This window comes from Erwinia aeris, assembly GCF_041224955.1.
Lineage (GTDB): Bacteria > Pseudomonadota > Gammaproteobacteria > Enterobacterales > Enterobacteriaceae > Erwinia > Erwinia aeris.
In genome coordinates this window covers 49,113-68,432 of the sequence record NZ_JBGFFX010000016.1, presented here as the reverse complement: position 1 = coordinate 68,432, position 19,320 = coordinate 49,113, and the positions used below count along the sequence as shown (strand labels likewise).

The window sequence follows — 19,320 nt, the reverse complement described above, 5'->3', positions numbered from 1 at the left end:
CGATTCAACGAAAATCAGTCTACGGGGGCAGCTGCAAACATGCGTCAGGGGGTGTAAAACTACGTAAAGTCATGGATTGCGGGCATTCGTTCACGGTATTTTGCCTGTGGAGGGCGATAAAAAATGAATAAAATCCTGTTGGTTGACGACGATCGCGAATTGACTTCGCTATTGAAAGAATTGCTTGAAATGGAAGGGTTCGACGTACTGGTAGCCGGCGACGGCGAACAGGCACTGGCCCTGTTGGATAGTTCTGTCGATCTGTTACTTCTCGACGTTATGATGCCCAAAAAGAACGGTATTGATACCCTGAAAGAGCTGCGTCAGCAGCATCAAACGCCGGTTATCATGCTGACCGCGCGCGGTAGCGAGCTGGATCGCGTTCTGGGGCTGGAACTGGGTGCGGATGACTATCTGCCTAAGCCCTTCAACGATCGCGAGCTGGTGGCCCGCATACGCGCGATTTTACGCCGCTCCAACTGGAGTGAACAGCAGCAACAGCACGACAGCGGTTCCCCAACGCTGGAGGTTGACCATCTGCGCCTGAATCCGGGGCGTCAGGAGGCCAGCTTTGACGACGTCACGCTGGATTTAACCGGTACCGAGTTTACGCTGCTCTATCTGCTCGCGCAGCATCTGGGCCAGGTCGTCTCTCGCGAACACCTGAGCCAGGAAGTGTTAGGTAAACGCTTAACGCCGTTTGACCGCGCCATCGATATGCATATTTCCAATCTGCGCCGCAAGCTGCCGGACCGCAAGGATGGACATCCCTGGTTTAAAACGCTGCGCGGTCGGGGCTATCTGATGGTCTCCGCTACATGATTTCCAGCCTGACGACCCGCATCTTTGCCATTTTTTGGCTGACCCTGGCGCTGGTGCTGATGCTGGTGCTGATGGTGCCCAAACTGGATACCCGTCAGATGACGCCGCTGCTTGATAATGAGCAGCGGCAGGGCACCATGATAGAACAACACGTCGAGGCGGAGCTGATGCAGGATCCGCCCAACGATTTAATGTGGTGGCGCAGGCTGTTTCGCGCCATCGACAAGTGGGCGCCGCCGGGTCAGCGCCTGCTGCTGGTGACGAGCGAAGGCCGCGTCATCGGCGCGCAGCATAACGAGATGCAGGTTATCCGTAACTTTATCGGCCAGTCCGATAACGCCGATCACCCGCAGAAAAAGAAATATGGCCGCACAGAGATGCTCGGTCCGTTTTCCGTGCGCGATGGCGAAGACAGCTATCAGCTCTATCTGATCAGGCCTGCCGGCAGTTCGCAGCTGGATTTTATCAACCTGCTGTTTGACCGCCCGCTGCTGCTGCTGATAGTCACCATGCTGATCAGCTCGCCGCTGCTGCTCTGGCTGGCGTGGAGCCTGGCGAAACCGGCGCGCAAACTGAAACACGCGGCCGATGACGTGGCCGCCGGCAATCTGCGGCAACGCCCTGAGCTCGAATCTGGCCCGCAGGAGTTTCTCGCCGCCGGTTCCAGCTTCAACCAGATGGTGAGCGCGCTGGAGCGAATGATGACCGCGCAGCAGCGTCTGTTGTCCGATATCTCGCACGAGCTGCGCACGCCGCTGACGCGATTACAGCTGGCTACCGCGCTGATGCGTCGTCGCCAGGGTGAAGGTAAAGAGCTACAGCGCATTGAGATGGAGGCGCAAAGGCTGGACGGCATGATCAACGATCTGCTGGTGCTGTCGCGCACCCAGCATAAGAACGCGCTGGTCAGCGAAGCCATGAAGGCCAATCATCTCTGGTCAGGCGTGCTGGACGACGCCCGGTTTGAAGCGGAGCAGATGGGCAAAACGCTGGAAGTCCCCTATCCGCCAGGGCCGTGGCCGCTTTACGGCAACCCGAGCGCGCTGGACAGCGCGCTGGAAAATATCGTTCGTAACGCGCTGCGCTATTCTCATAGCCGTATCGTAGTCAGCTTTTCCGTGGATAAACAGGGTATTACCATCCATGTGGATGATGATGGCCCGGGCGTCAGCGCGGAAGATCGCGAGCAGATTTTCCGGCCGTTTTACCGTACCGACGAGGCGCGCGACCGTGAATCTGGCGGCACCGGCCTGGGGCTGGCGATTGTGGAAACCGCCATTCAGCAACATCGCGGCTGGGTGAAAGCAGATGACAGCCCGCTTGGCGGACTGCGACTGACGCTCTGGCTGCCGCTCTATACCAGCAACAGCTGAATTTGCTATGCTGCGGCCCTTGTGAACGAGGGCCGCTGCTGATGCTGAATATCGTACTTTTTGAACCTGAAATCCCCCCAAACACGGGCAATATTATTCGTCTGTGTGCCAATACAGGCTTTCGCCTGCATCTGATTGAGCCGCTGGGTTTTACCTGGGATGATAAGCGTCTGCGCCGGGCTGGTCTGGATTACCATGAATTCACCGCCATCCAGCGTCACGCCGACTATGCGGCTTTTCTGGCAGCCGAACAGCCGCAGCGCCTGTTTGCGTTGACCACCAAGGGCACGCCCGCGCACAGCGCCGTAAGCTATCAGAAAGGGGATTATTTGCTATTCGGCCCGGAAACGCGCGGCCTGCCCAAAGAGATCCTGGACGCGCTGCCTGCGGCGCAGAAAATTCGTATTCCAATGCAGCCGGACAGCCGCAGCATGAACCTGTCGAATGCGGTTTCCGTGGTGGTTTATGAAGCGTGGCGCCAGCTGGACTATGCGGGCGCGCTGATTAAAAGCTAAATACCGTCGCCGAACTCAAAGCCCGGCACCATACCGTTGAAGTGCTGATCCATCTCCATTGACGGTTTGTCGCTACTGGGTTTGCCGACGATGCGCGCCGGTACGCCGGCCGCCGTGGTATGCGGCGGCACGGGCTGTAGCACCACGGAACCGGCGCCGATTTTGGCACCGCGTCCCACTTCAATATTGCCCAGCACTTTCGCGCCTGCGCCAATCATCACGCCTTCGCGGATTTTAGGATGACGGTCGCCGCTGGTCTTGCCCGTCCCGCCCAGCGTCACCGATTGCAGGATAGAAACATCATCTTCAATCACGGCGGTTTCGCCCACGACAATGCCTGTGGCGTGGTCGAGCATGATGCCGCGCCCGATCTTCGCGGCCGGATGAATATCTACGGCAAAAGAGACAGAGATTTCGTTTTGCAGATAGATGGCCAGCGCACGGCGGCCTTCATTCCACAGCCAGTGGCCGATACGGTAAGCCTGTAGAGCATGAAACCCTTTCAGGTAGAGCAGGGGCGTAGAGTATTTATCGATGGCGGGATCGCGCTGGCGTACGGCCTGAATGTCGCAGGCGGCCGACTGGATCATAGAGGCGTCCTGCTTATAGGCCTCCTGGACGATCTCGCGGATGGCGATAGCGGGCATGATTGGGTTAGCCAGCTTGTTAGCCAGCATATAGCTCAGCGCGCTCCCCAGATCATCGTGCTTTAACAAGGTAGCGTGGTAAAAACTGGCCAGCATCGGCTCGCCTTCCGCCAGCGCCCGCGCTTCCTCTTTGATATAATCCCAGACCACCCCGGGCTCTACACACGGCATTACTCTACTCCCCATCAAATAACAGAATACTGCGGCGCTTCCCTGTCTCAGCTGATGCTGTTTTCGTCTTTCCGTGTACGCCCAAGCAGGCTTAATGCTGCCTCCCGCGCGTTCTTTTCGCAATACAATACCTGATAAATTTGCTCGGTTATCGGCATCTCCACGCCGCAGCGTGCGGCCAGCGCCCTCACCTCTTTGGTATTTCGGAATCCTTCCACTACCTGCCCGATAGTATTTTGCGCCGCCGTCACGTCCATTCCCTGCCCCAGCATCATGCCGAAGCGGCGGTTGCGCGACTGATTATCGGTACAGGTCAGCACCAGATCGCCCAATCCCGCCATGCCCATAAAGGTGGCGGGATCGGCCCCCAGCGCTACGCCCAGCCGGGTCATCTCCGCCAGGCCCCGGGTAATCAGCGCCGTTCTGGCGTTGGCGCCAAAGCCGATACCGTCAGAAATACCCGCGCCGATGGCGATAACGTTTTTTACCGCGCCGCCAAGCTGCACGCCGGTGAAATCTGGGTTGTTATAAACGCGAAAGCTTTTGCCGCAGTGGAGCAGCTGCTGTAAATCGTCGGCAAATTCGGCATCCGTCGCGGCCAGCGCGATCGCCGTCGGCATGCCCGCCGCCAGCTCTTTGGCAAAGGTCGGGCCGGACACAATCGCCAGCGGCAGATCGTCACCCAGGATTTCGCGCGCCACGTCCTGCAGCAGCCGCCCGGTCTCTTTTTCAAGCCCTTTGGTGGCCCAGACAATGCGGGAGTCGCTGCGCAGGTGCGGTTTAATTTGTTGTAACAGATCGCCGAACACATGGCTGGGCACAACCACCAGCAGATCGCGGCTGGCGGCAATAGCCGTCGCCAGGTCGCTCTCAAGGCTCAGCGAATCGGGAAAAGGAACATCGGGCAGAAAAGCCGCATTGCAGCGGTCAGCCTGGAGCTGCGCCAGATGCTGTGGGTTATGGCCCCACATCACCACGTCGTGTCCGTTACGGGCCAGCGTGATAGCCAGGGCGGTGCCGTACGAGCCGGCACCGAGTACACTCATTGAGGCAGGCATTATGCATCCTGTTGCGGAGCGGCGCCTTCACCTGACTGCTGCTGCAGATAGTTCATAAACAGCGCGTCAAAGTTAACCGGCGCCAGGTTAAGCTGCGGGAAGGTCCCACGGGAAACCAGGCTGGTAATGCATTCGCGCGCATAAGGGAACAGGATGTTCGGGCAGTATGCGCCCAGGCAATGCGCCATCTGGTTGCCGTCAATGCCGGCCACGGAGAAGATGCCCGCCTGCTGCACTTCGCACAGGAAAGCCGTATCTTCGCCCACGGTGGCGGTCACGGTTACGCGCAGAACCACTTCGTATACGTCATCAGCCAGCAGAGTGGATGCCGTATCCAGATCCAGTTTCACTTCTGGTTCCCACTCTTTCTGGAAAACCTGCGGCGCATTTGGTGCTTCAAAAGAGACGTCTTTAGTATAGATACGCTGGATCTGGAAAGACATCTCGGTGTTATTTTGTTCTGACATTTTAAAATCCTATGGGTTAATAATCCGTTATTGCGCCACTTGCCCGCGTTACTGCAGCAGCGGGTCGAGGCCCTGGCGGCCCTCGAGGGCATAGAGGTCGTCACAGCCGCCAATATGCTGTGCATCGATGAAAATCTGCGGAACGGTGGTACGGCCGCTGCGTTTGATCATCTCTTCGCGCTTCTCAGCGTCGCCGTCGATAGCGATTTCCTGGAACGCTACGCCTTTCTGAGCCAGCAGCGCTTTGGCGCGATGACAGAAAGGACAGGTTGCTTTGGTGTAGATCTCAACGTTTGCCATACCTTCGTCTCCAGAAATTATTTGCCACGCACCAGCGGAAGGTTTTCACCGCTCCAGCCAGCCACGCCGTCTTTCAGAATGAAAACCTGTTCAAAACCGGCGGCGTTCAGCTGCGCAGCAGGATCGGCTGCAGAAACGCCGTTAGCGCACACCACGATAACCGGCTTGGTTTTGTGTTTTTCCAGTTCGCCAAAGCTGCCCTTTTTGATATCGGCAGCCAGCACGTTGATCGCGTTAGAAATATGGCCTTTACGGAAGTCATCGCGCCCGCGCACGTCCACTACCACGGCTTCTTCTTTATTAATCAGACGCGTTGCTTCGCCGCGACTGATGGTTTTTACCTTGGAGAACATGCCCTTAACAGTGGTCACGATCACCAAAACCAGCAGGACGACCCATGCCAGACTAAGAAGGGTATGATTGCCTGCGAACTGCATAATATCTTGCATGAGGGGTAACAACTCCCGAAAGGGTTAATAAGCGAAAACAAGGCTTCTGAGTATACCTGCCAGGCGTTTCATGTACAGACGCGATGCCGTCAGAGTTGCTTTTTCTGCGGCAAATTTCCCAAAAAAATTGGCTTATGTCATAAACGTTCGATCCGAAGGTTAACGCAGCAATCCTGACTGGCGATTAATTGCGCAGCGACCCTCTTTGCGTCTGCGCTTTCCGGTCAGCCGCCTCGCTTTGTCACCGATGGAAACGCAAAACCCGCCGGCGAGGCTGGTAAGGCGCTGTTCATCGTGGAATAATCCTCCTCCTATGAGGGAAAAAGCGACAGTTTCATATCAACGAACCCCAGCTAACGGATTGGCCTCTGCACCCCCGTTACGATCGGGCATGTTCACGCTGTCAGCCAGCCTGTTTTGCGCTGGCCTGCTTCTGCTGCCCGCTATCGGCCACGCAGACGACACGAAATCCGCGCTCTCCAGCCTGCGTGCCGATATCGCCGCCAAAGAAAAAAGCGTTCAGCAGCAAAAACAGCAGCGCAGCAAGCTGCTCGACCAGCTGCAAAGCCAGGAAAAAATCATTGCCCAGGCCAGCCGACAGCTGCGTGAAACCCAGCGTACGCTTGGCGCGCTCAATGGCGAGATCGCGGCGCTTACCGCCTCGATCGGCAAACTGCAAACCCAGCAGGCGAAGCAGGAAAAAATGCTGGCCGAGCAGCTGGACGCCGCCTTTCGCCAGGGCCAGCACAACGGTTTACAGCTGCTGCTGAGCAGCGAAGAGAGCCAGCGTAGCGAACGTATCCTGGCCTACTTCGGCTACCTGAACGATGCGCGCCAGAAATCGATCGACGATCTGAAAAAAACGCGCAGCGATCTCTCTTCCCAGAAAACCTCGCTGGTCGACAAGCAGGCGAAGCAGAAAGCGATGCTTTCGCAGCAGGAAGTCCAGCAGCAGAAGCTGGAAAGCGCTCGTGCGGCGCGCCAGAAAACGCTGACCACGCTGGAATCCTCGCTGGAGAAAGACCAGGCGCAGCTGGAAGAGATGCGGGCGAACGAGAGCCGCCTGCGCGATAAGATCGCCAAAGCGGAGCGGGAAGCCCGCGCCAGAGCCGAAAAAGAGGCCAAAGAAGCGCAGCGCGTGCGCGAACGTGAGGCGCAGGCTAAAAGCAAAGGCACCACCTATAAACCTACCGAGGGCGAGCGCTCGCTGATGGCGAGAACCGGCGGTCTGGGCAGGCCCGGCGGCCAGCTGCTGTGGCCAGTGCGCGGCACCCTTGAGCACCGTTTCGGCGAGCAGCTGCAGGGTGAACTGCGCTGGAAAGGACTGGTGATCGACGCGCCGGAAGGCCGGGAAGTTAAAGCCGTTGCCGACGGTCGCGTGCTGATGGCGGACTGGCTACAGGGCTATGGTCTGGTGGTGGTGGTGGAACATGGCAAAGGCGATATGAGCCTGTACGGCTACAATCAGAGCGCGCTGGTCAGCGTGGGCGCTCAGGTCAGGGCAGGCCAGCCGATTGCGCTGGTCGGCACCAGCGGCGGGCGCGGCACGCCTTCGCTCTATTTTGAAATCCGCCGCCAGGGACAGGCCGTTAATCCACTTCCGTGGTTGGGAAAATAACTTTTGTCTTATCTTTATAAATTCAGCGGCGCGCTGACGGGTCTGCTGATGGCCTGTTCGGCGCACGCGGGTAAACTCGCTATCGTCATTGACGATTTTGGCTATCGTCCGGCGCAGGAAAACCAGGTATTACAAATGCCGGCAGCCATTTCCGTGGCGGTATTGCCGGACGCTACCCATGCTCATGAAATGGCAACGAAAGCCCACCAGCGGGGACATGAGGTGCTGATCCATCTGCCGATGGCGCCGCTCAGCAAACAGCCGCTGGAAAAAAACACGCTGCGCCCGGACATGTCCAGCGAAGAGGTAGAGCGGATTATCCGGGAGGCCGTGGCTAAAGTTCCCTACGCCGTGGGGCTGAACAACCATATGGGCAGCGCGATGACTTCCAGCCTGCCGGGCATGCAGAAAGTGATGCAGGTGCTGAACCACTACAACTTTTATTTTCTCGACAGCATGACCATCGGCAACAGTCAGTCGACCCGTGCCGCAGCGGGCACCAGCGTTAAAGTGATTAAGCGCCGCGTCTTTCTGGACGATACGCAAAACGAAGCCGATATTCGCAAACAGTTTTTGCGCGCGGTGCATCTGGCCCAGCGCGACGGCTCCGCGATTGCTATTGGGCACCCACACCCGACTACGGTGAAAGTACTGCAACAGATGCTGCCGACGCTGCCAGCCGATATCACGCTGGTCAGTCCGGGTCAGCTGCTGAACGAGCCACAAAACGCAGGCCGTCAGGCGCCGCCGACCGTCGCGAAACCGACGCCGCCGCGTAATCCGTTCAAGGGCGTGAAAGCCTGCCCGGGCAAGCCTGAATTTGTGCCGGCCAGCCGCGCGCTGAACGCCATAACGGAAAGCCTCGCCGACAGCGCGGGCGTCCGCTATATCAATACTTACTTTTCCGGCCTGAAGCTGGAACTGGGCAACGATTAATCTTCATGCCGCATCACGTCGGCTAAACGAGTCTGGAAGCGGCATGATGGCGCCACAGCGTAAAAAAATTCTGTTACTGGATACCGGCAATGAATGGGGCGGCGGCACCAACAGTATGCTGGAGCTGCTGAAGCGTATCGATCGCAGCCAGTTCGATATCCGCTGCTGCTTTTACCATAACTACCGGCGCGGCAGCGGGGATTCCATTGAGCAGGTGCTGGCTTCGCTGGCTATCCCCGTTACCTTTATTGCCCAGCGCAAACAGCCGCGCTGGGCGAAGCTGCTTAAAGAGCTGCTGCGTTCGCTGGTGTTTTTCCATCGCGGCCTGCGGCTGAAAGCCACACGTTTTGTCGATAAGCTATGGCGCATCCGGCCCAACGCCCTCGCTATTCGCCAGCTGCTTATTCAGCAACAGAGCGATATGTTGTATATGAATAATCAGCCCGGCTCCAACGCCGAAGGCTATCTGGCTGCCCGCGATCTGCCCGTCAGCGTGGTGCAGCACTGCCGTATTGAGCCGGTGCTGGATCGCGAGCTGGTTGCGATGGTCAACCGGCGCGCCGATGCGGTTATCGCCGTCTCCAACGGCGTACGCGAAGTGTTGCTGGCCAACGGCGTAGCGGCGGAAAAATGCCTTACCGTTTTTAACGCCATCGATATTTATCAACCGTTACCGGAACGGGCCGCCATGCGCCGGCAGCTGCCGGACGTAACCGACGATACCTTTGTTTTCGGCAGTATCGGCTCGCTGATTGCCAGAAAATCCAATCACCATACCTTGCAGGCGTTGGCGAAGTTTGCCGCTGCTTTTCCCAAAGCCGACTGGCGTATGGTGATATTGGGCGAAGGGCCGGAGCTGGCGGCACTGCAGCAGCAGGCGGCGCAGGCCGGGATTCAGGATCGCGTGATTTTTACCGGTTTTCGCAGCAACCCGCTGGATTATCTGGCTGCTTTCGACGTTTTTATTCTGGCGTCGAAAAGCGAAGGCCTGCCGCGCGTGGTGTTGGAAGCGATGCTGCTCAACACCGCTGTAATCGGTTCAAAAGTCACCGGCACGGCGGAGCTTATTGAGCATAACAAAACCGGCCTGCTGTTTGATTATGGCGATACGCAGGGCCTGTTCAAACAGATGGAAACGCTGTGGCTTGATGCTGAAAAGCGCCAGCAGCTTCTGCGCCAGGCAAACCAGCACGTCAAAGAACACTATGCCATTGAGCACTACGTCTCTGGCGTGGAAACCATTTTGAAAACTGCGGCTTATGGAAACTCATCGCATGTTTGAATTTTTGAACCCCCGATTTCGGCATATTCGCGCACGGCATAATATTTCGTATCAACAGCCAGAAGTTCAGGGCGCTGTTCCGGTGACCTCTGTTGTTATTCCTTGTACGGGCGCGGATTTTGTTGAAGAGGCCAGGCTGAGCGCGCTGTTCGCCTCGCGCTTCGCGCCTGCGGCACAGGAAATCGTCATCGTCAGCGACCAGCCTGTCGAAGCTTTCGGCCAGCTGCCGGAGAAAACGCGCGTGGTGACGCTGGATGTGCCCGTGCGGGAAGAGAGCTATCGTTATAAGCAAATTTACCGCAGTCGCCTGATCAAAATACAAGCGCCTTTGTATGCCGAGACGGACGGCATTTTGATGATCGATTCCGATCTCAATTTACTGAAAATGCCGGAAATCAACGTGCGGGACAACCATCTCTATTCCAGCTTCCGTCAGGGGAAAATGGCCGCCAAGCTGATGAGCGCGCCGGAAGAAAAACGCCCGGCGTACTATCGGCACACCATCCGACCTTTTTTGCAGGATCATGCCAACAGCGCCTTTCTCGTTGCTACCCGGTCGACCTGGAAACGCCTCTGTCCGTTGTGGCTGGCGATGTTTAAAGATACCTGGGAAATTCTGGATGATTCGCAGCCGCCGACCGATCAGCTGCCGCTGGCCGCGCTTCTGGATCTGCTGGATTTCAAAACGGTTAATTTAGGTGACTGGGTAAACTGGCCGGTTTCCAAAAAAATCGGTGGCACTACAGCAGCCATTCCTAAAGAAGTAGTGGGCGCGCACGGCGGGTTCCCGCTGGACGAATGGCAAAAATATTTGCAATCCCCTGATACGCCGCTGACGTTCAAGGGCCAGGATTATACCCGCAAAGTACGCTATCTGACCGACGCGGAAAAGCTGAAGTAGTTTGCCGCCTCCGGCCGGAATTTACCTTCTCTTACGGAGTCATCCGGCTGTTTGAGGCGGGCTGAGATGTTATGATATCAGGCATTAGCGCGTGAACTTTGTGTTTCACCCACATTCTTAAAGGTTAAAACTCATGATTATCGTCACTGGCGGCGCGGGATTTATCGGTAGTAACATCATCAAAGCGCTGAATGACAAAGGCCACACCGATATTCTGGTGGTCGACAACCTGAAAGACGGCACCAAATTCGCCAACCTGGCGGATCTGAATATTGCCGATTATATGGATAAAGAAGATTTCCTGATCGCCATTCTGGCCGATGAAGACTTTGGCGACGTCGAGGCGGTTTTCCACGAAGGCGCCTGCTCTTCCACCACCGAGTGGGACGGCAAATACATGATGGATAACAACTATCAGTACTCCAAAGAGCTGCTGCACTACTGTCTTGAGCGTCAGATCCCTTTCCTGTACGCCTCTTCCGCCGCGACTTACGGCGGCCGCAACGATAACTTTATCGAAGAGCGTCAGTATGAGCAGCCGCTGAACGTCTACGGCTATTCCAAAATGCTGTTTGACCACTATGTACGTGAGATCCTGCCGGAAGCGCAGTCGCAGATTTGCGGCTTCCGCTACTTCAACGTGTATGGCCCGCGCGAAGGGCATAAAGGCAGCATGGCGAGCGTGGCTTTCCATCTGAACACCCAGCTGAACAACGGCGAAAATCCAAAACTGTTTGAAGGCAGCGATAACTTTAAGCGCGACTTTATCTATGTGGAAGACGTCGCCGCCGTCAATCTGTGGTTCTGGGAAAACGGCGTTTCCGGCATTTTTAACTGCGGAACCGGCCGTGCCGAATCTTTCCAGGAAGTGGCCGACGCCGCGCTGAATTTCCATCAGAAAGGCCAGATCGAATACATTCCTTTCCCGGAAAAACTGAAAGGACGTTACCAGGCCTATACGCTGGCGGACCTGACCAAACTGCGCGCGGCGGGCTACGATAAGCCGTTTAAAACCGTGGCAGAAGGCGTGGCCGAGTATATGGCCTGGCTGAATCGCAACGCGTAACGGGACGGATCCGGCAATGAAAATTTTGGTGATCGGGCCATCCTGGGTCGGCGATATGATGATGTCGCAAAGCCTTTATCGCACGCTGAAACAGCGCTGGCCTGAAGCCACAATTGACGTGATGGCCCCCGCGTGGTGCCGTCCGCTGCTGTCGCGGATGCCGGAAGTCAACGAGGCGCTGGCGATGCCGCTGGGCCACGGCGCGTTGGCGCTGGGCGAGCGCCGCCGTCTGGGCCGCTCGCTGCGCGATAAGGGTTACGATCGCGCTTACGTCCTGCCCAACTCCTTTAAATCCGCGCTGGTGCCTTTCTTTGCCGATATCCAGACCCGTACAGGCTGGCGCGGCGAGATGCGCTACGGCCTGCTGAACGATATCCGCGTGCTGGATAAAGCCGCGTTTCCGTTGATGGTTGAGCGCTACGTCGCGCTGGCTTACGACAAAGCGCAGATCGCGAGCGCCAGCGATCTGCCGCAGCCGCTGCTCTGGCCGAAGCTGCTCGTCAACGAGCAGGAAAAGCAGGAAACCGCCGCCGCCTTCAGGCTGAGCGCGGAACGGCCGCTTATCGGCTTCTGTCCCGGCGCGGAATTCGGGCCGGCCAAGCGCTGGCCGCACTATCACTATGCCGCGCTGGCGCAGCAGCTGATCGACAGCGGCTATCAGATCGCGCTGTTTGGCTCGGCTAAAGATAAAGAGACCGGCGAGCAAATCCTGCAAAGCCTGGAAGAAAGCTCGCGCCAGCACTGCCATAATCTGGCTGGCGAAACCAAACTGGAGCAGGCGGTCATTCTGCTGGCGCACTGCCAGGCCGTGGTCAGCAACGACTCCGGCCTGATGCATATCGCCGCCGCGCTGGATCGCCCGCTCGTTGCGCTTTACGGCCCAAGCAGCCCGGACTTTACGCCGCCGCTGTCGCATAAAGCGCGCGTTATCCGGCTGATCACCGGCTATCACAAGGTCCGTAAAGGCGATGCGGAAGAAGGCTATCACCAGAGCCTGATAGATATTAAGCCGCAGCGCGTGGCGGAAGAGCTGTCGGCGCTGCTGGGTCAGCCTCTGGAGGCTGTATGCACGTCCTGATTGTAAAAACCTCCTCAATGGGCGATGTCCTGCACACGCTGCCCGCCCTCACCGACGCCATGCGGGCTATCCCCGGCATCCGTTTCGACTGGGTTGTAGAAGAAGGTTTCGCACAAATCCCCTCCTGGCATCCGGCGGTTGCTCGGGTTATCCCCGTGGCAATCCGCCGCTGGCGCAAGCACTGGTTCGGCAGCGAAGTGCGCGAAGAACGCTTTCTGTTCAAGCGCGAAGTACAGTCGCGCCAGTATGACATGGTGATTGACGCGCAGGGCCTGATCAAAAGCGCCGCGCTGGTGACGCGCATCGCTAAAGGCGTCAAGCATGGTCAGGACAGCCGCAGCGCGCGCGAACCTTTCGCCAGCTGGTGGTATGACCAACGCCATGAAATCAATAAGCAGCAGCATGCCGTGCAGCGCACGCGCGAGCTGTTTGCCAAAAGCCTGAATTATCCGCTGCCGGAGACGCCTGGCGATTACGCTATCGCGCAACATTTTATGCGTGAGCCTTCGCCGGATGACGGCCGCTATCTGGTCTTCCTGCACGCCACCACGCGCGATGAAAAGCACTGGCCGGAAGCGCAGTGGCGTGAGCTGATTACGCTGCTGAACGGCAGCGGCCTGCGGATCAAATTGCCGTGGGGCGCGGAACATGAGCACCAGCGCGCGCAGCGGCTGGCGGCTGGCTTCGACTATGTGGAAGTGCTGCCCAAACTTACGCTGGAGCAGGTGGCGCGCACGTTAGCGGGCGCCGCCGCGGTAGTGTCGGTAGATACGGGGCTTAGCCATTTAACGGCGGCGCTGGATCGCCCTAATATCACGCTGTATGGCCCCACCGATCCCGGCCTGATCGGCGGCTATGGCAAAAACCAGTTTGTACTGAAACCCGCGCAGGGCAATCGCATGGCGGATATTTCTGCCGAAAACGTGATGGCGCAGCTGATGCCGCTGCTGGGTTCCTCGCCGGAAGAAAAGTCATGAACAGCCCTGCGCTGAGCGTGCTGATTGCTGCCCATAACTGCAGCGAGACGCTGGCCGATACGCTGGAAAGCGTCGTCGCTTCGCTGGGCGCGGCAATCGATCGCGCAGAGATAGTCGTGGTTAACGACGCTTCCACGGATGCGACGCAGAGCATTATTGAGCGCTACGCGGCGCGGCTGCCGCAGCTTCGCAGCAGCCATACCGACTATCGCAACGTTGGCAAAGTGCGTAACCACGCGGTAGGCCTGGCGCGCGGCGATTATGTCTTAATGGTGGACGGCGACGATATGCTGCTGCCCGACGCGCTGGCGCACCGGCTGACGACGCTGCGCCAGACCTCGCCGGATATTCTGCTCAGTAAAATTATCGAAGTGCGGCACGCCTCGCCCACGGTGCAGTGGCAGCCTGCCGAGCCTGAGGAGCTGACCACGCATGATGCCGTAGAGCGCTTCCTGATCCATCGTGATTATCAGGCGCATTTTATCGGCCAGTTTTTCTCCCGCGAGCTTATTCAGCAGCACGCCTTTCCGGACTTTATCTGCTACGAAGATAGCTGGCTGTTTCCGCAGCTGCTGATGCAGAGCAAAAAAACGCTGTTTACCTCCGCCGGTTTTTATCTCTACCGCAAGCATGAGCAGAGCCTGTCGTCCGCTATTGATGCCGACAAAATTGCCTGCCTGATCGCCGCAACGGCGCATATGGACGAGGTTTTACCGCCGCGCTATGAGCATTTGATCACCTGCCACTGGCTGGATATCGCCAATCGCTACCATGCCGATCTGCGAGGAACCTCGCAGGGCGACAAAGTGAGAGCGCGGATCGCGCAGGTCGGCCTGGGGCGTTTTTTGCTGAACGGCAAAATCAGGACGAGTTATAAAAGGAAAATGCTGACGGTGAGAAAACGGGGCCTTTAACGGCCCCGTTTCTGTTCAGGTGCCGGCTTTCGCGGCGGCATACTCCGCCAGCGTCATGCCATGAGTGCGGCTTTGCAGCCAGCTGAACAGCTGCGCCAGATCGTCATAGAGCCGGTCAATATCGGCCGCCGTTTTAAAGGTCGGGCTGCCATCGGGCATAAACTCGCTGGAGTGCAGCATAAACTCTACGTAGTCAGCGCCTTCCGCCAGCGTTTTTTCCGCCAGGTCGATCATCTGCTGCGCGTTGCCGCCAGTCGGGCGCAGCCAGTAAACGGAAGGGCTGCGGCGCTTGCCGCGCAGGCGATCGTAGCCCTGTTTAACCGCATTCATCAGCCCGGAGTGCTTATAACGGATGGTCATCGGCACTTCCAGCAGCGGTGAATTGCCGGGACGAGAAATATCTGCGCTATCGGGATGGTAAGCCGAGCGGGGAAAGTGCGTATAGTCCGTGCCGCCGTTGCCCTGCGGCGCGCCCGGGGAAAACCGCCAGTTAACGCCCGGCGTCACCGAGCAGTCAACCCGGTAGCCGTGTTCGACCAGCAGCTGAGCGTAATACTCGTTGAACGCCCAGCGTCCCGCACGGTGGCTGAGCATTTTAACGTTAAACGTCTCTTCCAGCAGCTCAGTCATAAAAGCGACTTTTTTGCGTATCTCTTCACGAGGGTATTCAATCAGATAGGGCTGATGCTGCCAGTCGTTGTCGGTTAATTCATAGGCTGGCGGGCTGTTCCAGGCGTGCAGATGCATGCCTACTTCGCCCTGGCCGCGAGCGATAACATCGCGGGCAAAATCGATATAAACCGGATCGACGGCCATTTCATAGTTCGTCAACCAGGTCGGTTTAAAGGTATATTTCTCGCAAAGCTGCTGAAAGCGGGCAAGCCAGGCGGCATTTTCGGTGGTCACCTGACCAGAGCGATTACGCCAGAGATTATCACCTTCCGTATCGATGGTGATTAAGAAAGCAGGTTTTTTCATGTCGATGCGGCGCTCCGCGTTAACCTCGTGTTAACTCTGCCGGTATGGTAACAGCGGCATGACGGGACGCAACAGTAATTGCAGCGCAACGGCGCGAAAGCGATTGGCTATGGCGCTATCTTTTTTATTTTTCTAAGATAAACAGATAAAACTGGCTCAGCCTGACAGGATCGGCAGGACAGCTTTACCGGGCTACGGCAAGGGACTTGCCCGACTAGATAAAAAAATGCTTTTTTTCGTGCGGTTAGTGGCCTGGAATCGGTCGGCACCGCATGATTTTCTCTGCTAAGGGTACAAAATTGTCCAAGCGCGTATTAATGATCATTGATGGTCTGCCCGGCGGGGGCGCGGAGAAAGTTGTGCTGACGCTTTCCAAAGGGCTGATAGAGCGCGGTCATCGGGTTTCGCTGTTTTCGCTGCGTGCCGTCTGCGATTACGCCATTCCTGCCGGGCTGGATTATCAGGTCATTCAGGATACCTGCCATATGCCCTGGCGGAAACTTACGGAGCTGAGCCGGCGCGCAGCCTGCCTGGATCGGGCGATAATGCAGGCCGAAAAAGAGCAGGGCCGTTTCGACCTGGTGGTATCGCACCTGCACAAAACCGACCGTATCGTCAGCCGCTGTCGCCATCTCGACAAGGACAAGACCTGGTTTTGCCTGCACGGCGTCTTTTCCGCCTCTTATCTGGCCCACCGGCAGGGCTTTTCCCTGTGGCAGAAGAAACTGAAAACGCGCCGCGTATATCAAAACCGGAATATCATCGGCGTCTCTCAGTACGTGGTCAGCGATTTGAAACGCTCCTTTGCGATACAGCCAAAGCACGAGCGGATCATTTTCAACCCTTTCGATTTTGATACCGTTCGTACCGCGGCTATGCAGCCCTGCGAGATGGCGGGCGAACCCTATCTGATCCACGTCGGCCGCTTTCACCAGACCAAGCGCCACGACAGGCTGCTGCGCGCCTATGCCAAAACGGGGATAAGCGCGCCGCTGGTTTTAATCGGCCAGGGCACGGATGAAGCAGTAGGAAAAATTAAGAAACTGGCGCTAACGCTGGGCATTCAGGATCGGGTAATTTTTAAAGGTTTTACCAGCAACCCCTATCCCTGGATCCGCAACGCGAAGCTGCTGGTGGTCAGCTCGGACAGCGAAGGCTTCGGCAACGTGCTGGTAGAAGCGCTGATTTGCCAGGTGCCCGTAGTCAGTACGCGCTGTCCCGGCGGCCCCGTGTCGATCATGACCGGCGAACTGGCTCGCGGCCTGGCGAACCTGGATGTGGATTCGCTGGCGGACACTATCGCGGACGTCTGGTCAAACCCGCCTGATGTTTCACAGCTTGATTTGGAGGCTTACAGCATCGAAGCAATCTGCAAACAGTATCTTGCGCTGATCGCTTCTTAGGCCCACGCAACGTTTGCGGATCGGAGATGTCTGAGAGGGTCAGACATTATTCTGGCGCGCTCCCTGGCCTGGCCGGACGCGCATTTTTATCTTTTAAGGTTTCAGTATGAATACGCTCATAACCGAAAACGGCTATCAGAGCACGGTGAAAACGTTACAAACGTCATCTGTGGCAGCTGAATACCGGCACTTTTCGCTCAGGGAGAACAGAGCGTGAATTATGTGTTGCTGTTTTTACTTTTACTGCCTTTTAAGCTGTTGATGAAACTCAGCCATAAAAAAGAGGCCCGTAATCTGGTGATCCAGACGGCGAAAATCGGCGATTTTGTCAATATCACCCCCCTGCTGGCGCATCTTGAAAAGAGCGACGCGCTGCTGAGCCGTACCGTTGCACCGCTGGCGGAGCACGACAGCACGCTGGCGGACATTTTTTATATTGAAGAGCATAAAAGCAGCACGTACAGCAAGCTGAAGCTGGCCCTGAAGCTGATGAATCGCTATGAAAACGTCTATCTGCTGCATCCCAATAATACCAATCTGTTTTATGCCGCCTGCTGTAACGCGAGCAACAAGCAGTTTCTGTCGATGTACCGCCGCAAATGGTATCAGGGGATCTTTTATCTGACCGCGACCGGCACCGTGGAACATGATAAGTATTCGCTAACCCTGGAAAACTACCTCAGGCTGGCCGATCGTTCGCTGACCAAAGAAAGCTATCCCAAGCACGCCACGCTGCCGCTGCTGAAGCCGGACAATACGCCGGAAGAAGTGTTCAGAACGGACAAGATCAAAATCGGCATCAGTATTTCGGCCGGCAACCAGGCGAAAACCATTCCGCCGACGATCTGGAAAGCCCTGTTCGACAGGCTGAGCGGGCTGCCCTGCCTGTTTTATGTCTTTGGCGCGCCAAATGAACTTACTCGCCTGCACGAGCTCAATAAAGTGGTGGGTGAAAGCGATAACATCGTTAACATGATCGGTAAGGTTTCGCTGGAAGGCCTGCCCTACGCCATCAGCCAGATGGATTTTTACATCGCCTCCGACTCGGGCAACATCTACATCGCTGACTCGCAAAATGTGCCAGTGATCCTGATCTACGGGCCTTGCTGCGTTGAAGAGCAGCGTCCGCTGGGCGACGTGCTGTTAATCGGGCCGAATCATATCGCGCCGTCGTCGTTTGTTTTTCACGCCCTGTATAAGTTTAATCATCCCGTCGAGCAGCTTTACGAGCTGGATAATCGCAAGCTCGACGATATTTATGATTTTATCTGCGCGCGCAAGCGGCCATTACAAGAAAAGAAGACGTCATCCTGAGCATGAAACCGCAAGATACCTCCTCAGCGCCTTTGCTGAGCGCGATCGTCCCGATGTATAACGCCGGAACCAGCTTTCAGGCTTTTATCGACTCTATGCTGGCGCAAACGCTGGCCTCGCTGGAAATCATCATCGTCAATGACGGCTCGACGGATGCTTCGGCGCAGCTGGCGCACCGCTACGCCAGCGAATATGACCATATCACCGTGATCGACCAGGCTAACGGCGGCGTTTCCCGCGCCCGCAACGCCGGGCTGGCGATAGCGCGCGGCAAATATGTCACTTTCCCCGACGCCGACGATACGCTTTCGCCAGAGATGTACAGCACGCTGATCGCCATGGCGGAACAGGACGATCTGGATGTGGCGCAGTGTAACGCCGAGCGCGTTTTTTGGGGATCGGGCCGGGCAAAAACGCTTATCCCTGCCGACCGTCTACAGGCTACGCCGGTGCTGAGCGGCGCAGAATGGCTGAACAAGGCGCTGGCGTCCAACCGCTATCTGCACGTCGTGTGGCTGGGTATCTATCGCCGTTCGCTAATCGACCAGCTGCACCTACAGTTTGAACCCGGCCTGCACCATCAGGATATCCCGTGGACGACCGAACTCATGCTGAACGCTCGCCGCGTTCGCTACACCGATAAGGTTTTGTACCGGTATTACGTTCACGACCAGTCCATCAGCAACCGCAAACGCAGCGGTATGGCAAACGTCGAGTATCAACGGCATTATCTGAAAATCGCCCGGATGCTGGATGAGATCAACCTGCGCTATCGCGATAAAGTTAAAATTGGTCCGGCAATTTATCGTCAGGTAACCAAAGAGGCGCTGACCGTTTGCCACGCTTTACGGCGTGAACCTGATGCTGAAGCACGGCAGGTGATGATAGCGGATCTGCTCGCCAGCAAAACGCCGGGAAGGATGCTGCGCAACGCGCGCGGCGTTAAACAGTGGTATCAGCTGTTGCTCTGGCTGATCCGGATTTACCGCTGGCGTCGTTCGTAATGCGCGGCGCCTTTTTCCTGCACGAGCTTTCCCTTACAATCGGTCCA

Annotated in this window: 20 protein-coding genes; 14 read left to right on the top strand and 6 right to left on the bottom strand. The window is 57.1% G+C overall.

Annotated elements, in window-relative coordinates:
- Positions 1–123: 123 nt before the first annotated feature.
- From cpxR to trmL, 3 genes are read left to right on the top strand one after another with little or no spacing between them, the layout of a single operon-like run.
- A complete protein-coding gene (cpxR, locus tag AB6T85_RS21045) occupies positions 124–822 on the top strand; it encodes an envelope stress response regulator transcription factor CpxR (protein ID WP_125290597.1) in 699 nt (232 codons plus the stop codon).
- Complete coding sequence (gene cpxA / locus AB6T85_RS21040; RefSeq protein ID WP_125290598.1) at positions 819–2,195, top strand: envelope stress sensor histidine kinase CpxA; 1,377 nt, start codon at positions 819–821, stop codon at positions 2,193–2,195. The genes cpxR and cpxA overlap by 4 nt, the downstream gene beginning before the upstream one ends.
- Positions 2,196–2,236: 41 nt before the next feature.
- On the top strand, positions 2,237–2,710 hold the full coding sequence (trmL, locus tag AB6T85_RS21035; protein WP_125290599.1) for a tRNA (uridine(34)/cytosine(34)/5-carboxymethylaminomethyluridine(34)-2'-O)-methyltransferase TrmL: 474 nt from the start codon (positions 2,237–2,239) through the stop codon (positions 2,708–2,710).
- Here trmL and cysE read toward each other — a convergent pair.
- The 5 genes from cysE to AB6T85_RS21010 are packed head-to-tail and all read right to left on the bottom strand — an operon-like array spanning position 2,707 to position 5,802.
- A complete protein-coding gene (gene cysE, locus AB6T85_RS21030) occupies positions 2,707–3,528 on the bottom strand; it encodes a serine O-acetyltransferase (protein ID WP_253457035.1) in 822 nt (273 codons plus the stop codon). The two genes, trmL and cysE, sit on opposite strands and share 4 nt — an antisense overlap.
- Before the next feature lie 47 nt (positions 3,529–3,575).
- On the bottom strand, positions 3,576–4,586 hold the full coding sequence (gpsA, locus tag AB6T85_RS21025; RefSeq protein ID WP_253457033.1) for an NAD(P)H-dependent glycerol-3-phosphate dehydrogenase: 1,011 nt from the start codon (positions 4,584–4,586) through the stop codon (positions 3,576–3,578).
- Entirely contained in the window at positions 4,586–5,053 is a 468-nt protein-coding gene (gene secB / locus AB6T85_RS21020; RefSeq protein ID WP_125290602.1) for a protein-export chaperone SecB, read from the bottom strand. The genes gpsA and secB overlap by 1 nt, the downstream gene beginning before the upstream one ends.
- Positions 5,054–5,101: 48 nt before the next feature.
- Entirely contained in the window at positions 5,102–5,353 is a 252-nt protein-coding gene (gene grxC / locus AB6T85_RS21015) for a glutaredoxin 3 (RefSeq protein ID WP_125290603.1), read from the bottom strand.
- 17 nt (positions 5,354–5,370) lie between these two features.
- On the bottom strand, positions 5,371–5,802 hold the full coding sequence (locus AB6T85_RS21010) for a rhodanese-like domain-containing protein (RefSeq protein ID WP_253457030.1): 432 nt from the start codon (positions 5,800–5,802) through the stop codon (positions 5,371–5,373).
- Positions 5,803–6,115: 313 nt separating this feature from the next.
- Here AB6T85_RS21010 and envC point away from each other — a divergent pair, with 313 nt between their 5' ends.
- The 8 genes from envC to AB6T85_RS20970 all read left to right on the top strand — a co-directional run bounded on the left by envC (position 6,116) and on the right by AB6T85_RS20970 (position 14,574).
- Positions 6,116–7,420, top strand: coding sequence for a murein hydrolase activator EnvC (gene envC / locus AB6T85_RS21005; RefSeq protein WP_253457027.1), 1,305 nt, complete (start codon positions 6,116–6,118; stop codon positions 7,418–7,420).
- Positions 7,421–7,468: 48 nt separating this feature from the next.
- Entirely contained in the window at positions 7,469–8,356 is an 888-nt protein-coding gene (locus AB6T85_RS21000) for a divergent polysaccharide deacetylase family protein (protein ID WP_301252505.1), read from the top strand.
- 46 nt (positions 8,357–8,402) lie between these two features.
- Positions 8,403–9,638, top strand: a complete 1,236-nt coding sequence (locus tag AB6T85_RS20995) for a glycosyltransferase (RefSeq protein ID WP_253461184.1) — start codon at positions 8,403–8,405, stop codon at positions 9,636–9,638.
- Positions 9,631–10,539 (top strand): hypothetical protein, encoded by a 909-nt coding sequence (locus AB6T85_RS20990; protein WP_253457024.1) that lies wholly within the window; start codon positions 9,631–9,633, stop codon positions 10,537–10,539. The genes AB6T85_RS20995 and AB6T85_RS20990 overlap by 8 nt, the downstream gene beginning before the upstream one ends.
- 133 nt (positions 10,540–10,672) lie before the next feature.
- Complete coding sequence (gene rfaD / locus AB6T85_RS20985; protein WP_125290606.1) at positions 10,673–11,605, top strand: ADP-glyceromanno-heptose 6-epimerase; 933 nt, start codon at positions 10,673–10,675, stop codon at positions 11,603–11,605.
- Positions 11,606–11,621: 16 nt separating this feature from the next.
- Positions 11,622–12,683, top strand: coding sequence for an ADP-heptose--LPS heptosyltransferase RfaF (gene rfaF, locus AB6T85_RS20980; RefSeq protein ID WP_253457021.1), 1,062 nt, complete (start codon positions 11,622–11,624; stop codon positions 12,681–12,683).
- Complete coding sequence (rfaC, locus tag AB6T85_RS20975) at positions 12,671–13,660, top strand: lipopolysaccharide heptosyltransferase RfaC (protein ID WP_369896582.1); 990 nt, start codon at positions 12,671–12,673, stop codon at positions 13,658–13,660. The genes rfaF and rfaC overlap by 13 nt, the downstream gene beginning before the upstream one ends.
- Complete coding sequence (locus AB6T85_RS20970; RefSeq protein WP_369896581.1) at positions 13,657–14,574, top strand: glycosyltransferase family 2 protein; 918 nt, start codon at positions 13,657–13,659, stop codon at positions 14,572–14,574. The genes rfaC and AB6T85_RS20970 overlap by 4 nt, the downstream gene beginning before the upstream one ends.
- A 15-nt stretch (positions 14,575–14,589) precedes the next feature.
- Here the strand turns inward: AB6T85_RS20970 and AB6T85_RS20965 are convergent, their stop codons facing one another.
- Positions 14,590–15,552: a polysaccharide deacetylase family protein gene (locus AB6T85_RS20965; RefSeq protein WP_125290610.1), complete on the bottom strand. Its 963-nt coding sequence runs from the start codon at positions 15,550–15,552 to the stop codon at positions 14,590–14,592.
- A 317-nt stretch (positions 15,553–15,869) separates the two neighbouring features.
- Here AB6T85_RS20965 and AB6T85_RS20960 point away from each other — a divergent pair, with 317 nt between their 5' ends.
- The 3 genes from AB6T85_RS20960 (at position 15,870) to AB6T85_RS20950 (ending at position 19,273) form a co-directional block, all read left to right on the top strand.
- Positions 15,870–16,955, top strand: coding sequence for a glycosyltransferase (locus AB6T85_RS20960; protein WP_253461183.1), 1,086 nt, complete (start codon positions 15,870–15,872; stop codon positions 16,953–16,955).
- Positions 16,956–17,168: 213 nt separating this feature from the next.
- Positions 17,169–18,269, top strand: coding sequence for a glycosyltransferase family 9 protein (locus tag AB6T85_RS20955; protein WP_369896580.1), 1,101 nt, complete (start codon positions 17,169–17,171; stop codon positions 18,267–18,269).
- Positions 18,270–18,271: 2 nt separating this feature from the next.
- A complete protein-coding gene (locus AB6T85_RS20950; RefSeq protein WP_369896579.1) occupies positions 18,272–19,273 on the top strand; it encodes a glycosyltransferase in 1,002 nt (333 codons plus the stop codon).
- Positions 19,274–19,320 lie beyond the last annotated feature (47 nt).